Origin of the sequence: Aeromicrobium stalagmiti, assembly GCF_013283745.1 — a bacterium.
GTDB lineage: Bacteria > Actinomycetota > Actinomycetes > Propionibacteriales > Nocardioidaceae > Aeromicrobium > Aeromicrobium stalagmiti.
The window spans coordinates 343,227-357,438 of the sequence record NZ_JABSTZ010000001.1; the positions used below are offsets into that span (position 1 = coordinate 343,227).

Genomic DNA, 14,212 nt, shown 5'->3' on the forward strand with positions numbered 1-14,212 from the left:
CAGAGGCAGATTCATGACCAGGACGACGTTCGACGGCCGGACTGCCGTCATCACCGGGGCCGGCAGCGGCATCGGCCGAGCAGCGGCCGTGCAGGCCGCGGCCAAGGGAGCACGGCTCGCACTGACCGACGTCAACGCCGAGGGTCTCGCCGAGACGGTCGCGCTGGTCGCCGGCAGCGTCGTCCACCACGAGGCGTTCGACATCGCCAACGAGGACGCGGTGGCTGCCTTCGCGCACCGCACGCTCGAGCGGGGGCCCGTGCACATCGTCATGAACGTCGCCGGCATCTCGACGTGGGGCCGGATCGAGGACCTCGCCTCGCAGCACTGGCGCGACTGCGTCGAGATCGACCTGATGGGACCGATCCACGTCATGTCGGCCTTCGTCCCGGCGATGATCGAGGCCCGCGCGGGCGGCCACGTCGTCAACGTGTCGTCGGCCGCGGGCCTGTTCGGCCTGCCGATCCACGCCCCCTACAGCGCGGCGAAGTTCGGCCTCCGCGGCGTCAGCGAGGTCCTGCGCTTCGACCTCGAGCGGCACGGCATCGGCGTCACCGTCGTCTGCCCGGGAGCCGTCAAGACACCTCTCGTCGGCACCGTCACGATCGCCGGGGTCGACCGCGACCATCCGGCGATCCAGAGGACGGTCGCCGAGTTCGAGGAGCGCGCGGTCACCCCCGAGAGCGCCGCGGCGTCGATGATCCGGGGCGTCGAACGGGGCAAGTACCTCGTCTTCACCTCCCGCGACATCCTCGCCGGGCACTACCTGCAGCGCTATGCGCCGTGGGCGTACGAGCGGGTCATGCGCGGGCTGAACCGCAAGCTCACCCGGGTGCTGTCGAAGGTCGAGGCCAGCCAACCCGCCTGAGCCGCTGGCCTGCCCGCTCGGGCTGTCGGACTACTTGGCGTAGGAGTGGAGCCCGCCGACGAACAGGTTGACCCCGACGAAGTTGAAGACGAACGTCGCGAAGCCGACCAGCGCGAGGATCGCGGCCGCCTTGCCCTTCCACCCTGCTGTGGCGCGGGCGTGGAGATAGCCCGCGTAGACGACCCAGGTGATGAACGCCCAGACCTCCTTGGGGTCCCAGCCCCAGTAGCGGCCCCAGGCGTACTGCGCCCAGATCGGGCCGGCGATCAGCGCGGCGAAGGTCCAGATCGGGAAGGCGAAGGCGTGCACCCGGTAGGCGAGCTGATCGATCTTGGCCGACGCCGGGATGCGCCACAGGAAGCCGACGCGGTCCTCCTCGGCAGTCGTGCGCTCGGCCTTGGCCTTGACGAGGTAGAGCACCGAGGCAGCGGCGCCGACCAGGAAGGCGGCACCGGCGATCATGGCGCCGAGCACGTGGATGACGAGCCAGTAGGAGTGCAGCGCGGGAACGAGGGGCCCGGCCGGGACGAAGACGAGGGCGGACGCACCGAGGACGACCGTGCCGAAGCCGGTGATGATCGGGCCGACCCAGTCGATGTCCCAGACACGGACCAGCACGACGTACGCGATCAGCGCCGACAGCGTCGCCGCGCAGCCGAACTCGTACATGTTGCCCCACGGCACCCGCTGGGCCGAGAGGCCGCGCGCCACGACACCGACGAGGAGCACGACGGCAGCCAGCTGCGTCAGGGAGAAGCCGATGCCGCCGGCCATGTTGCTGCGCTGGACCGGGTCGTCCGTCGTGGAGGGAGCCGTCTCGCCGTCGGACAGCACGAGCTCGCGCTCGGGTGCGACGTTGCGGGCCAGGCTCCACTGCAGGACGTACGCGACGAAGGCCAGGGCGAGCACGCCCGTGGCCGACGCGACGGCGTAGTTGGAGAACTGTTCGTACTGAGCGAGCGTCATGCCTGCTTCTCCTCGGTGTGTCCGAGCGCGTCCTTCAACCGCTCGAGGAAGTCGTCCAGGTCGGCGGGCAGGTCATCACGGGGCACACGGTCCAGGACGGCGACATCTACTACGGTACGTGAGCCCCCCTGACGTGCGCGAATCCACGTCCTGCGGGGCTTGATCGTGAGCGAGGCCATCAGCCCGAACAGGCCGGCGATGATGCCGAACAGCGGCACCTTGACCAGGGGCGACGAGCTGATCTGGAACCGGGCGAACTGGGCGACCTTGACGAACTCGATCGTCCCGCCGTCCGGGAGGTCGGCCGTCTGCCCGGGGCTCAGCGAGATCCGCAGGTTCTTGCTGCCGTCCTTGTACTGCGTCATCTTCGACTTGTCGAGGGTGAAGACCGACTGCGGGACGCCGTCGTCGAGCCCCAGGTCGCCGTGCCAGACGTTGAACGACAGCAGCGGGTTGGCGGCCGCGGGGTGGATCGAGATCGAGATGCCGTTCTGCTCCGCGGCCGTCGGCAGGAAGAAGCCCTGGAAGCCGAGCTGGTCGGGCTCGGCGTCGGGCACCTTGAGGACACCGTTGGACGTGTAGGTCGGGTCGGCCGGCAGGAACGGCACGGCGTCGTCCCAGACCGTGTTGCCCTTGCTGTCGGTCACCTTGATCACCGGCGCGTAGCCCTGACCCACGAGGTAGACCGCCGAGCTGCCGATCGAGAGCGGGTGGTTGACCGTGATGTCGAAGGGCCGCGGCGCCTGTCCGGGCTCGGCGGTGTAGGTGCCCTGGGCGCGGAACTCGCGCGGCGCACCCGCCTGCGGGCTGCCGAACGGCTGGAAGCGTGCCGTCATCTGCTCGAGCGTGAACGCGAACGGGGGCAGGTCGTCGTTGGTGAACAGCGAGCCGGAGGTGAACTCGTCGTACTGCGTCAGCGAGTTGGCGAACTGGCCGCCCTCGTCGGTGACGATGACCGAGCCGCGGTAGCCGAAGAGCGTCCCCACCGCGACGCCCACCAGCACCACCACGATGCTGACGTGGAAGACGAGGTTGCCGGCCTCGCGCAGGAAGCCCTTCTCGGCACTGACCTCGGTGACGTCGTCACGGTCGACGACGTCGACACGGGCCCGGCCGAGCGCGCTGCGGGCCGCCTCGACGACCTCCGCGGGCGAGCGGTCGGTCTCGAACGTCGCGGAGGCGGGCAGGCGCGAGAAGTTGCGGGGCGCCTTGGGCGGGCGGGCCCGTGCGGCGCGGAAGTAGACGAACGACCGCGGCAGGATGCAGCCGACCAGCGAGACCATGAGCAGCAGGTAGACCGCGCTGAACCACGGCGAGCTGTAGACGCTGAAGAAGCCGAGCTTGTCGAGGATGGGGGCGCTCGTGGGGTTCTCGATGAAGTAGGCCTCGACGGCCCTCGCGTCGACGCCGCGCTGCGGCACGAGCGATCCGGGGATCGCGGCGATCGCGAGGAGCAGCAGGAGGAACAGCGCCGTGCGCATCGACGTCAGCTGACGCCAGAACCACCGGGTGAACTCACGGCGCCCCAGGGCGGGGACCGCGTTGGAGGTGCCGCCGCGGGACGGACGCTGCTCGCTCATACGGGTGCCTCGAATCCGCTGACCCAGGTCTGCATCTCCCCGACGATGTCGGTCCACCAGCCGGTGACGAGCATGATGCCGACGGCGATCAGCATCGAGCCGCCGATGATCGAGACCGCCCGCTGGTGACGACGAAACCAGCTGAGCGCGTGCATGAACCGGCCGAAGCCGAGGGCGGCCAGCACGAACGGGATGCCCAGGCCCAGGCAGTAGACGAAGGCCAGGAAGGCACCACGCGCCGCGGTCGCGTCGTCGGTCGCGAACGACAGGCCGAGCACCGCCGCCAGCGTGGGGCCGATGCACGGGGTCCAGCCGAGGCCGAAGAAGACGCCCAGCACCGGGGCGATCGCCAGACCGACGGTCGGGACGGCGTGCACACGTCCCTCCCGCTGCAGGAACGGCACGAAGCCGATGAAGACCAGGCCGAGCACGATGACGAGGATGCCGGTGACGACCGACAGCGTGTCCTGGTAGCGGCGCAGCTCGAGCCCGATCGACCCGAACAGCGCACCGCCGAGCACGAACACGGACGTGAACCCGAGGACGAACAGCAGGGCTCCGGCGAGCAGCCGCCCGCGACGGGCCGACTCGAGGTCCTGTGCCGCGACACCGGAGACGTAGGAGAGATAGCCCGGCAGCAGCGGCACGACGCACGGGGAGAAGAACGACACCAGGCCCGCGAGCACCGCGATGGGCGCTGCGAGCAGGAGGTTGCCGGAGGAGACGGTGTCGCTGAACCAGTCGGTCACGCGGCACTCTTCTGGGCGGTGCTCTTCTGGACGTCGTCGACCAGGTTGGCGAGCGTCGAGGCGGTCGTCTTGCCGAGGATGCGGGCTGCGACCCGTCCCTCGGCGTCGATGATCCACGTCGTCGGCACCGAGATGCTCGGCAGGCTGTCGTTGAAGCCGAGCTCGAGCTGTCCGCCCTGGTCGGCGAAGCTCGGGTAGGTGACGCCCTGGCGACGGTTGAACGCGATGGCGCTCGCAGGGTTCTTGGTGCGGGTCAGGACGCCGACGAACTGCACGTCCTGATCGGCGTACTCCTCGGCGACCTGGTCGAGGGCGGGCGCCTCGGCCCGGCACGGCGGGCACCACGGCCCCCACACGTTGACGACGATGGTCTTGCCGGCGAAGTCGGCCGTCGACAGGGGCTGGCCGTCGAGTCCCTCACCCTCGAGGACCGGCGCCTCCTTGCGGTCGGCGGGGTCGACCCGGGTGATGGTGCCGTCGCCGGAGATGTAGCCGTCGGTGGTGCCGCGGTTGCCGACGCCTCCGCACGCGGCGAGCAGGACGCAGGCTCCCACTGCCGCCACGAGGCGGATGCGCATCGACGTCATGATCAGGCTCCGCCCACGACCTTGCCCCGCAGCGGCGCGGGCAGCAGGTCGGCAGCGGGCTCGCTGTAGGTGAAGCCCACGAAGTCGTCGCCGTCGAAGGTCAGGCTGGTGAGGCTGGCCAGCGTGCACTGACGCTTGCGCGGGTCGTGCACGAAGCTCTTCTGCTCGTAGGCGCGACGCGCGATCCACACGGGAAGCTGGTGCGAGACGATGACGGCCTCGTGGCCGCGGGCGGCCTCGCGGGCGTCGTCGACCGCGAGCCGCATCCGGGCGGCGATCTCCTTGTAGGGCTCTCCCCACGACGGACGGATCGGGTTGCGCAGCATCCACCAGTTGCGCGGGTTGGTGAACGCGCCGTTGCCGACGCCGACGGTCTTGCCCTCGAAGAGGTTGTCGGCCTCGATGACGCGGTCGTCGGTGACGATCGGCACCTCGAGCAGCTTCGACAGCGGCTCGGCGGTCTGCTGCGCGCGCTCGAGCGGCGAGGCGACCATGTGGACGATCTCGTTCTTGGAGAGGTACTCCGCCGCGCGGGCCGCCATCTGGTGGCCCAGCTCGGACAGGACGAACTTCGGCAGCCGGCCGTAGAGGACGCCCTCGGGGTTGTGGACCTCGCCGTGGCGCATGAGGTGCACGATCGTGCGTTCGGACATGACGTTCCTCGCTGGTGGTCGGGTCTAGCTCTCGGGCGTGGCCTGGGCAGCGGCGCGAGCGGCACCAGGAAGTGCCTCGCCAATTCTAGAGAGTGCCTGTTCGTCGTGTGCAGCCGAGACGAACCAGCACTCGAACGCGCTCGGCGGGAGGTAGACGCCGGCGTCGAGCATCGCGTGGAAGAACGGCTTGTAGCGCCATGCCTCCTGCGCCTGCGCACCCGCGAAGTCGGTGACCGGGGCGTCGACGCCCCAGAAGACGCTGAACATGTTGCCGGCGTTCTGGATGACGTAGGGCAGGCCGGTCGCGTCGAGCGCGTCGCGCACCAGGCCCTGCAGGTGGGAGGACGCGGCGTCGAGCCGCTCGTACGCTGCGGCGTCCGCGAGGCGCAGCGTCGTCAGCCCGGCCGTGGTCGCGATCGGGTTGCCGGACAGCGTGCCGGCCTGGTAGACCGGCCCGACCGGGGCCAGCTGCTCCATGACGTCGCGCCGACCGCCGAACGCCGCGGCCGGGAAGCCACCGCCCATGACCTTGCCGTAGGTCACGAGGTCGGGGGCCCAGCCCTCACGTTCGCCGTCCAGACCCCAGTGACCCGAGCGCGTCACCCGGAAGCCGGTCATCACCTCGTCGCTGATGAAGAGGGCACCGTGCCGTGCCGTGACCTCGGAGAGGAACTGGTTGAAGCCGGGCTCCGGCGGGACGACACCCATGTTGCCGGCCGCCGCCTCGGTGATCAGGCAGGCGATCTCGTCGCCGTACTCCGCGAAGGCCGCCTCGATGGCGGCCCGGTCGTTGTAGGGCAGCACGATCGTGTCGGCCGTGACGTGCAACGGGACGCCGGGCGTCTCGGGCAGGCCGAGGGTCACCACGCCCGAGCCGGCCTGGGCCAGCAGCGCGTCGACGTGACCGTGGTAGCAACCGGCGAACTTGACGACCTTGTCGCGACCCGTGAAGCCCCTGGCCAGGCGGATCGCCGACATCGTCGCCTCGGTGCCCGACGAGACCATGCGCACCATCTCCGACGAGGTCCGACCGACGATCTCCTCGGCGAGCAGCACCTCGGGCTCGCTGGGGGTGCCGAACGACGTGCCGCGGGAGACTGCGGAGCCCACCGCGGCGAGGACCTCGGGATGCGCGTGGCCCAGCAGCATCGGCCCCCACGAGCCGACCAGGTCGACATAGCGCTGCCCGTCGACGTCGGTCAGCCATGCCCCCTCGCCGGAGGCCATGAAGATCGGGTTACCGCCCACGGCGCGGAAGGCGCGCACCGGCGAGTTGACGCCGCCGGGCGAGACGGCACGTGCGCGGTCGAACAGCTGCTCTGATGCTTCGGTGGAGGTCACGTCTCCATTGTCCCGCGTGGCCCAACCGACCGGCAGGCGGCGTCATCTCCCCGTAACCTGAGGGGGTCGGGCCTCGTTGACTCACTGTTGGTGACTTGGCACACAAGTTCCCCGGCAGTAACATCGGTTTACGTTTCGCCGACGCGAGGTTCGCGTTGCTAGGGAGGGCACGTACGCATGGGAGCACGCAATCTGACGCGGTGGCAAAAGGCCAGCGCACTCGTCCCGATGGCAGTCCTGGTGGGCGCCTGGGGTGCAGCGCTGGGCAACTCCGGTCTCGCGACCGCATCCGGCGGCCTGTCCGACTCCGAGGTCCCCAGCGTTCCCGCCACGGCCTTCGAGCAGCCCGCGAGCGTCCAGCAGGCTCCCCAGGGCGTCGACGCCAAGGCCGGCGCTGCCGGCACGGTCTCGACTCTGTCGACCAACGGCATCCCGTCGGCGGCGCTCTATGCCTACCGACGCGCCGAGACCCTCCTGGGCCAGGCCGACAAGGAGTGCAAGCTCCCGTGGAACCTCGTGGCCGCGATCGGTCGCGTCGAGTCCAACCACGGCCGCACCGGCGGCAACGCGCTCAACGCCGACGGCATCGCCAAGCCCGGCATCTACGGCGTCCCGCTCGACGGCAACGACGGTCGCGCCCGCATCACCGACACCGACTCCGGTGCGCTCGACAAGAACTCGGTCTACGACCGCGCGGTCGGCCCGATGCAGTTCATCCCCGGCACCTGGAAGTCCGTCGGCGTCGACTCCGACAACGACGGTCGCAAGAACCCGCAGGACATCGATGACGCCGCCACGTCGGCCGGCATCTACCTCTGCGCCGGCGCGGGCGACCTGACCGATCCCGCCGACACAGCGGCTGCGCTCAAGCGCTACAACAACTCCGACGCCTACGTCGACCTGGTCATGAAGATCTCGTCGGCCTACGCCAGCGGCGACTTCACGCAGTCGCCCAACGGCTTCTCGACCGCACCGGTCCTGACCCAGATGGCGTCCGACCAGACCCTCACCCCGGCCGAGCGCAAGAAGGCCGCCCGGGACGAGCAGAAGGCCAGCTCCAAGCCCAAGCCCGACAAGGACCGCGGCGGATCGACCGGCGGCGGCTCCGGAACCGGAACGGGCGGTGGCACCGGCGGTGGCACGGACGGCGGCAACGGCGGTGGAACGGGCGGCGGCACCGGCGGCGGTTCCGACTCCGGCTCCAGCGGCAGCGTCGGCGGCCTCGTCGACGGTCTCGTCGGCGACCTGACCGGCGGCGGCAGTTCCAGCACGGGAGGCGGCTCGACCGACGGGTCGGCAACCCTCACCTGGGCCGAGGCCAAGGTCAAGTGCCTCTCGAGCGGCCTCTCCGCCCTCGACCTGGTCAAGCTGACCAAGTGCATCACCGACCTGCTCGCCTGAGCACCCGGTACGGCACGACCCAGCACTGACGCAGAAGGCCCGGTCCACCTGGACCGGGCCTTCTGCCATGTCATCGACTGCGCCGGGCCACCTGCACAGCGCGGTCAGCGCGTCTCAGTGCGATGAGCACCGCCAGGCGACGCCGCACGAGCAGCTGCCGCCGGCGCGCCGCGGCCCCCCGACCCCCGGTCATCCCACCCGCCCCTCACGCACGGCGGATCAGCTCGGCCCGGATGCGGGGCGCGCACGCCGCTACGGTCACACCGGCAACCGCGACAGCCGCGGCAGAGCTCACGGCGGCCAGGATCGTGATCGATCGCCACGGTGCGAACCCGATGTCGCCGGTCAGCGACAGATAGGCCAGGCCCACGGCCGATCCGGTCGACGTCGCGAGCAGCAGCCCCAGCACCAACGGCACCGCCGCCTCCCACCACTGGGCGACCCTGATGACGCGGCGCCCGGTGCCGACCAGCTGCAGGCTGACCATCTCCGCCCGTCGCGACACGGTGCGATCGATCGTCGCGATCGCGAATCCCAGCAGGCCGATCGCCAGCACCACGGCCGCGACGGCCCACAGCAGGGCCCGCAGACCGGCGACGAAGTCGTACGAGTCGTCGTCCCACGGATTGACGACGTCGGCGCTCGGGTCGATCGCCCGGACGGCCCGGACGAGACCGGCCTGGTCGAGCAGGCTCGTGTCGGCCTCGACGGCCACCGGCACCGCCGTGTCGGTCGCGATCGTGTCGAGGAGCGTCGCGACTCCCGCGGTGCCACGCGGGATGAAGACCTGCGCCTGCACCGCGTCGCTCGCGGCGTAGTCGGACTCGGAGGACGTGATGACGGCATCGGCGGCAGGAGCGGCCAGGTCGACCACGGGACGGTCGGGGTCCTCGCTGCCCGTGGTCCAACGGATGCTCGATCCGGGGCGCGCACCGGCCTCGGTGCCCACCCGGTCAAGCCAGGCGGCCTGCCCGTCACGACACCCGGCAGCGTCCGGAACGCTCGCCTCCAGATCTGCACAGGTGCCCACGAAGGCGCTGACGCACGGCGTGCCGATGTCGCAGGCGGTCATGAGCTGCCACTGGGGGTAGGCCGCGACGACCCCCTGCACCGAGGCGAGGCGCTCCGCCAAGTCTGTTGCTCCTGACCCCGGGTCGACGTAGACGTCGTAGGCCACCTGTCCGCCGCGGGCAGCACTGTCGGCTGCGAGGTACTGGGGGGTGCTCTCCCACGCGCCGAGCACCATCCGACCACCCGACACCACGAACAGCCCGATCAGGAGGCCGGCCACGACGCGGGAGACACCGGCGGGCTGGCTCTGGAGCCGCCGTCCCGCGATGCGCAGGGCGGGCCCGCCCTTGACCCGCACCACGAGGTCGGCGACGAGGCGGGTGAAGACCGGGATGACCATGATCAGGCCGAGCGCGGTGACGATGCCGCCACCGACCAGAACGACAAGGCGAAGATCGCCGACGTCTGCATCACTCTCCAGGCCGACCGTCGACAGGCTCACCGCGACCAGGCCGACAGGCAGGGGCAGGAGCCGCCACCTGCTGGGCGGCCTCGCCGCGATCGCCGTCGCCGGGGGCGTCGACAGCGTGGACGCAGGTCGTGCCCCCGGAGCCAGGGCGACGGCGACGGCCACCGACGGCAGAGTGAGCAGGACCAGGACGACCGCCCACCACCACGGCGCGAACGACGCCGACGACCAGTCGCGCCCCGCGACGTCGAGCCCGCGCAGGAGGGGCCGCGTGGCCCCGAACAGCAGTGCGCCGAGCACCGAGCCGATGGCAGCCGAGGCGCCGGCCTCGACCGAGGCGACCACACGCGTCCGGCCGGGCGACAGGCCCAGCACCCGAAGGCACGCCAGGCGACGGTCACGCAGGACCGCTGAGAGGCGTGCCATCGTCGCGAGCAGCACGATGATCGGCACGCCCACCGTGGCGACGACCGTGACGACGAGCAGCGGAAGCGCATCTCCGTCGTAGTCGGGCAGGGCGATCTCCGCACGAACTGCTGCGATGACGACCAGCAGGACCCAGACCCCGACGGCGTGGGCCAGCCCGGTCCCGATCATCCGCATCCGCTCGCGCGGACGACCTCCACCCGCCAGACGCAGTCCGAGTCGCACCTCGCCGCTCATGCGTCGCGGTCCTCGAGCACGACGCCGTCCCGCATGATCGCCAGACGGTCGGCGTGTGCCGCGACCCGGTGGTCGTGGGTCACGAGCACGACGCTGGCGCCCCGTGAGCGAGCACTGGTCAGGAGCAGCTCGAGCACCTGTTCACCGTTGACCGTGTCGAGCGCACCCGTCGGCTCGTCGGCGAGCACGACCTCGGGATCGTGGACGAGCGCGCGGGCGACGGCCGCCCGCTGCGCCTGACCCCCGGACACCTCGCCGGCTCGCCTGCCACCCGCCTCGGCCAGATCGACGGAGGCCAGCATCTGCTCGGCTCGACGGGCTGCCTCGGTGTGCCTGACACCCAGCAGCTGCAGAGGCAGCGCGACGTTCTCGGACAGCGTCAGCTCTGGGACCAGCTCGCCACCCTGCAGCACGAAGCCCACCCGGGACAGGCGCAGGTCGGCCCGGGCACGCTCGCCGAGGTCAGCCACCGGGTCACCGAGGAGGCGCACCTCCCCCGCGTCGGGCGTCAGGATGCCCGCCAGGCAGTACAGGAGGGTCGACTTGCCCGAGCCGGAGGCACCCATCAGGGCCAGCACCTCGCCGCGAGCGACGGTCAGGCTCGCACCCCGCAGGGCCTCGGTGCGACCGAACGTGAGGTGCAGGCCTCTCGCCTCGAGCGCCGAGGTGACCGTGGACGTCGCGGCGGTCATGCGCGGTCTCCCGACAGCTCGCCGCCGAGCGACTCGAGCCGTCCGCCCGCCTCCTCGATCCAGCGCAGGTCGGCGTCCAGATGCGCCAGCTCGTACGTCATGGCGAGCAGGTCGGAGGCCGATGCCACGGCCTTGGCCGCGGTGAGCTCGCGCATGCGCTCCAGGTGAACGGTCCGCTGCGCGTCGAGGACGGTGTCGGCGTCACGCCCGGAGATCAGGGCGAGCGTGACCTTGGTGAGCAGGGTGCTCGAGGCGTAGGTCGACGGAGGTTCAGGGGTGTACATCCAGGTCTCCCATGCAGTCACTCCATCGGGCGTGATGGCGTAGAGGATCCGGGACGGCCCGTCGCCGTCCTCGGTGCCCGTGACGACCGCCAGGCCGTCGCGTTCGAAGCGCGACAGCGAGGCGTAGACCTGGCCCGCCGGCAGCGGCTTGACCGGGCTGAAGCGCCGGTCGTACCGCTGCTTGAGGGTGTAGCCGTGCGCCGGCTCGGTCGCGAGCAGCCCCAGGAGGGTCTTCGAAACGGACATGCTCCGGACTATACACACAGTGTCTACTCGGAGCGACTAGCTAGGCATGAAGAACGACCCACGCCCCCAGAGCCTCAGCGCGACAGGCGCGCGGCCACCTCGGTCGCCCAGTAGGTCAGCACGATGTCGGCTCCTGCGCGGCGGATCGAGAGGATGATCTCGTCGATCGCCCGCTCCCGCTCCAGCCATCCGTTGGCCGCCGCGGCCTCGACCATCGCGAGCTCGCCCGAGATGTTGTAGGCGGCGACGGGGACGTCGACCGCGGCGCGCACGTCGGCGATGAGGTCGAGGTAGGTCATCGCCGGCTTGACCATGACGATGTCGGCCCCCTCCTCGATGTCGAGGAGCGTCTCGCGGATCGCCTCACGGCCGTTGGCGGGATCCTGCTGGTAGGTCTTGCGGTCGCCCTGCAGCGAGGAGTCGACGGCCTCGCGGAAGGGGCCGTAGAACGCCGAGGCGTACTTCGCGGCGTACGCGAGGATCACCGTGTCGTCGTGGCCGGCCGCGTCGAGCGCCGCCCGGATGACGCCGACCTGGCCGTCCATCATGCCGCTGGGGCCGACCACGTGGGCGCCGGACTCGGCCTGCACGACCCCCATCTGCGCATAGATCTCGAGCGTCGCGTCGTTGTCGACCCGGCCCCGCGCGTCGAGCACGCCGCAGTGCCCGTGGTCGGTGAACTCGTCGAGGCACAGGTCGGCCATGACGAGCAGGTCGTCGCCGACCTCGGCCCGCGCGTCGGCCAGGGCCACGTTGAGGATGCCGTCGGGATCGAGTGCCCCCGAGCCCTGAGCATCCTTGTGCTCGGGCAGGCCGAACAGCATGACGCCCCCGAGCCCGAGCTCCGCCGCCTCGGCGTAGGCCCGGCGTGCGGAGTCGCGCGTGTGCTGGACGACGCCCGGCATGCTGCTGATCGGCCGCGGCTCGCTGCGCCCCTCGGCGACGAACATCGGCAGCACCAGCTGGGACGGCTGCACGTGCGTCTCCGCCACCAACCGCCTCATCGCAGGCGTCGAGCGCAGACGACGAGGACGGTCAGTGGGGAACGACATGGGGCCTCCCTAGGCCTTGCGGCGCGACGACGGACGCTTCTGCGACGGCTTGGTCACCGGCTCGCCAGCCTCGACGAAGCCCAGACGACGGGCCGTGCCGAACTCAGCGAGCGCATCGGCCAGCTCCTCGACGGACGGCGACTCGGCGAGGACGTCGACCCGCAGGCCGTGCTCCTCGGCGGTCTTGGCCGTCGCGGGGCCGATGCACGCGATGATCGTCGACGTGTGCGGCTTGCCGGCGATGCCCACGAGGTTGCGGACCGTGGACGACGAGGTGAACATGACCGCGTCGAACTTGCCGGTCTTGATCGCCTCGCGCGTCGGCGCTGGCGGCGGGGCCGCCCGGACGGTGCGGTAGGCGGTGACGTCGTCGACCTCCCAGCCCAGATCGATCAGGCCGGCCACGAGGGTCTCGGTCGCGATGTCGGCGCGCGGCAGGAAGACCCGGTTGATCGGGTCGAGCAGCTCGTCGAACGGCGGCCAGTCCTCGAGGAGACCGCGGGCCGATTGCTCTCCCGACGGGATGAGGTCGGCGCGGATGCCCCACGTGGCGATGGCCTCGGCGGTCTTGTCACCGACAGCGGCGATCTTGAGGCCGGAGAACGCACGGGCGTCGAGCCCGTACTCCTCGAACTTCTCGCGCACGGCCTTGACGGCGTTGACGCTGGTGAACGCGATCCACTCGTAGCGACCCTCGACGAGGCCCCGGACGGCCTTGTCCATCTGCTGCGGGTTGCGCGGCGGCTCGACCGAGATGGTCGGGACCTCCTCGGAGATCGCTCCGTAGCCCCGCAGACGGGACGCGAGACCGGCCGACTGCTCCTTGGTGCGGGGCACCAGGATGCGCCAGCCGTAGAGCGGCTTGGTCTCGAACCACGACAGCGCCTCGCGCATCGAGACGACCTCGCCGACGACCGTGATCGCCGGAGCGGTCATGCCGGCCGCCTTGGCGTCGGCCGCGATCTCGGCGAGCGTCGAGACGACCGTGGTCTGCTCGGTGGTCGTGCCGACCCGGGTCATCGCGACTGGGGTGTCGGGCTTGCGTCCCGCGTCGACGAGGCCGGAGGCGACCTCACCGATGCGGGCGACGGCCGACAGCAGGACGAGCGTGTCCTCGCTCGCGTGGTCGGCCCAGTTGATCGACGCGTCGCCGACGCTGACGACCGAGTACTCACGGTGCGTGCGGTTGGTCAGCGGGACGCCGGCATAGGCCGGGACCGCGGAGATCGACGAGATGCCCGGCACGATCTCGAACCCGATGCCGGCCTTGCTGCACGCAGCGGCCTCCTCGGGTCCGGTGGCGTAGGTGAACGGGTCGCCGGCGATCAGACGGACGATGTGGGCGCCGGTCTTGGCGTGCTTGACGACGAGGCGGGCACGAGCGGCGTGGGTGAGGATCTCGCCGTCCTCGCCGATGCCGCCGTCGATGATCTCGGCACCGTTGGTGACGAGAGCAGCCTGCTCCGGCAGCTCCGTGATGACGACGTCGGCCTGCGCGAGCAGCTCGGCAGCACGAACCGTCAGGAGACTCGCGTCGCCCGGTCCGGCGCCGACGAAGCTCACGTGGCCGCGCGGGGCCTTGCGTGCGCTCGGCGTCGACGTGGTCGGTGCTTCTCGCATCGGGGTGATGGTCACGGTGGTCCTTTTCTC

The 14,212-nt window shown here is 70.8% G+C and carries 13 protein-coding genes; 2 read left to right on the plus strand and 11 right to left on the minus strand.

The genetic code is table 11. The features are described 5' to 3' along the window. Positions 1-13: 13 nt before the first annotated feature. Positions 14-868 (plus strand): SDR family oxidoreductase, encoded by an 855-nt coding sequence (locus HQK15_RS01680; protein ID WP_173489699.1) that lies wholly within the window; start codon positions 14-16, stop codon positions 866-868. 30 nt (positions 869-898) lie between these two features. Here HQK15_RS01680 and ccsB read toward each other — a convergent pair whose 3' ends face one another. Genes ccsB through hemL form a run of 6 tightly spaced genes read right to left on the minus strand, consistent with a single transcriptional unit; the run spans position 899 to position 6,744 of the window. Next, positions 899-1,834 carry a c-type cytochrome biogenesis protein CcsB gene (gene ccsB / locus HQK15_RS01685; protein WP_173489700.1) on the minus strand — a complete coding sequence of 312 codons (936 nt, stop codon included), beginning with the start codon at positions 1,832-1,834 and terminating at the stop codon, positions 899-901. Further along, positions 1,831-3,414, minus strand: a complete 1,584-nt coding sequence (resB, locus tag HQK15_RS01690; RefSeq protein ID WP_173489701.1) for a cytochrome c biogenesis protein ResB — start codon at positions 3,412-3,414, stop codon at positions 1,831-1,833. Before resB ends, ccsB begins: the two co-directional genes overlap by 4 nt. Continuing rightward, positions 3,411-4,163 (minus strand): cytochrome c biogenesis CcdA family protein, encoded by a 753-nt coding sequence (locus HQK15_RS01695; protein WP_173489702.1) that lies wholly within the window; start codon positions 4,161-4,163, stop codon positions 3,411-3,413. The genes resB and HQK15_RS01695 overlap by 4 nt, the downstream gene beginning before the upstream one ends. Continuing rightward, positions 4,160-4,750 (minus strand): TlpA family protein disulfide reductase, encoded by a 591-nt coding sequence (locus HQK15_RS01700; RefSeq protein WP_173489703.1) that lies wholly within the window; start codon positions 4,748-4,750, stop codon positions 4,160-4,162. Before HQK15_RS01700 ends, HQK15_RS01695 begins: the two co-directional genes overlap by 4 nt. 2 nt (positions 4,751-4,752) lie before the next feature. Then, entirely contained in the window at positions 4,753-5,403 is a 651-nt protein-coding gene (locus tag HQK15_RS01705) for a histidine phosphatase family protein (RefSeq protein ID WP_173489704.1), read from the minus strand. A 24-nt stretch (positions 5,404-5,427) separates the two neighbouring features. Then, positions 5,428-6,744, minus strand: a complete 1,317-nt coding sequence (hemL, locus tag HQK15_RS01710; protein WP_173489705.1) for a glutamate-1-semialdehyde 2,1-aminomutase — start codon at positions 6,742-6,744, stop codon at positions 5,428-5,430. Between the two features lie 177 nt (positions 6,745-6,921). Between hemL and HQK15_RS18730 the strand changes: the two genes are divergently transcribed. Beyond that, positions 6,922-8,145, plus strand: a complete 1,224-nt coding sequence (locus tag HQK15_RS18730) for a lytic transglycosylase domain-containing protein (protein WP_217361316.1) — start codon at positions 6,922-6,924, stop codon at positions 8,143-8,145. Between the two features lie 205 nt (positions 8,146-8,350). On the opposite strand, the gene HQK15_RS01720 is transcribed toward HQK15_RS18730, so the two are convergent. The 5 genes from HQK15_RS01720 to HQK15_RS01740 form a co-directional block, all read right to left on the minus strand. Continuing rightward, the gene (locus HQK15_RS01720) at positions 8,351-10,288 is read right to left on the minus strand and encodes an ABC transporter permease family protein (RefSeq protein WP_173489706.1); all 1,938 of its coding nucleotides are present in this window, start codon (positions 10,286-10,288) and stop codon (positions 8,351-8,353) included. Next, on the minus strand, positions 10,285-10,980 hold the full coding sequence (locus tag HQK15_RS01725) for an ABC transporter ATP-binding protein (protein ID WP_173489707.1): 696 nt from the start codon (positions 10,978-10,980) through the stop codon (positions 10,285-10,287). The genes HQK15_RS01720 and HQK15_RS01725 overlap by 4 nt, the downstream gene beginning before the upstream one ends. After that, positions 10,977-11,510 carry a PadR family transcriptional regulator gene (locus HQK15_RS01730; protein ID WP_173489708.1) on the minus strand — a complete coding sequence of 178 codons (534 nt, stop codon included), beginning with the start codon at positions 11,508-11,510 and terminating at the stop codon, positions 10,977-10,979. The genes HQK15_RS01725 and HQK15_RS01730 overlap by 4 nt, the downstream gene beginning before the upstream one ends. Positions 11,511-11,584: 74 nt before the next feature. Continuing rightward, positions 11,585-12,562: a porphobilinogen synthase gene (gene hemB, locus HQK15_RS01735; RefSeq protein WP_173489709.1), complete on the minus strand. Its 978-nt coding sequence runs from the start codon at positions 12,560-12,562 to the stop codon at positions 11,585-11,587. A 9-nt stretch (positions 12,563-12,571) separates the two neighbouring features. Further along, positions 12,572-14,197, minus strand: a complete 1,626-nt coding sequence (locus tag HQK15_RS01740; RefSeq protein WP_437340234.1) for a bifunctional uroporphyrinogen-III C-methyltransferase/uroporphyrinogen-III synthase — start codon at positions 14,195-14,197, stop codon at positions 12,572-12,574. Positions 14,198-14,212: the final 15 nt, after the last annotated feature.

Coding starts and splice junctions, on each gene's coding strand:
- HQK15_RS01730 (WP_173489708.1), bottom strand. CDS start 11,510: ATGTCCGTTTCGAAGACCCTCCTGGGGCTGCTCGCGACCGAGCCGGCG.
- HQK15_RS01680 (WP_173489699.1), top strand. CDS start 14: ATGACCAGGACGACGTTCGACGGCCGGACTGCCGTCATCACCGGGGCC.
- hemB (WP_173489709.1), bottom strand. CDS start 12,562: ATGTCGTTCCCCACTGACCGTCCTCGTCGTCTGCGCTCGACGCCTGCG.
- HQK15_RS01725 (WP_173489707.1), bottom strand. CDS start 10,980: ATGACCGCCGCGACGTCCACGGTCACCTCGGCGCTCGAGGCGAGAGGC.
- HQK15_RS01700 (WP_173489703.1), bottom strand. CDS start 4,750: ATGACGTCGATGCGCATCCGCCTCGTGGCGGCAGTGGGAGCCTGCGTC.
- HQK15_RS01705 (WP_173489704.1), bottom strand. CDS start 5,403: ATGTCCGAACGCACGATCGTGCACCTCATGCGCCACGGCGAGGTCCAC.
- HQK15_RS18730 (WP_217361316.1), top strand. CDS start 6,922: ATGGGAGCACGCAATCTGACGCGGTGGCAAAAGGCCAGCGCACTCGTC.
- ccsB (WP_173489700.1), bottom strand. CDS start 1,834: ATGACGCTCGCTCAGTACGAACAGTTCTCCAACTACGCCGTCGCGTCG.
- HQK15_RS01720 (WP_173489706.1), bottom strand. CDS start 10,288: ATGAGCGGCGAGGTGCGACTCGGACTGCGTCTGGCGGGTGGAGGTCGT.
- resB (WP_173489701.1), bottom strand. CDS start 3,414: ATGAGCGAGCAGCGTCCGTCCCGCGGCGGCACCTCCAACGCGGTCCCC.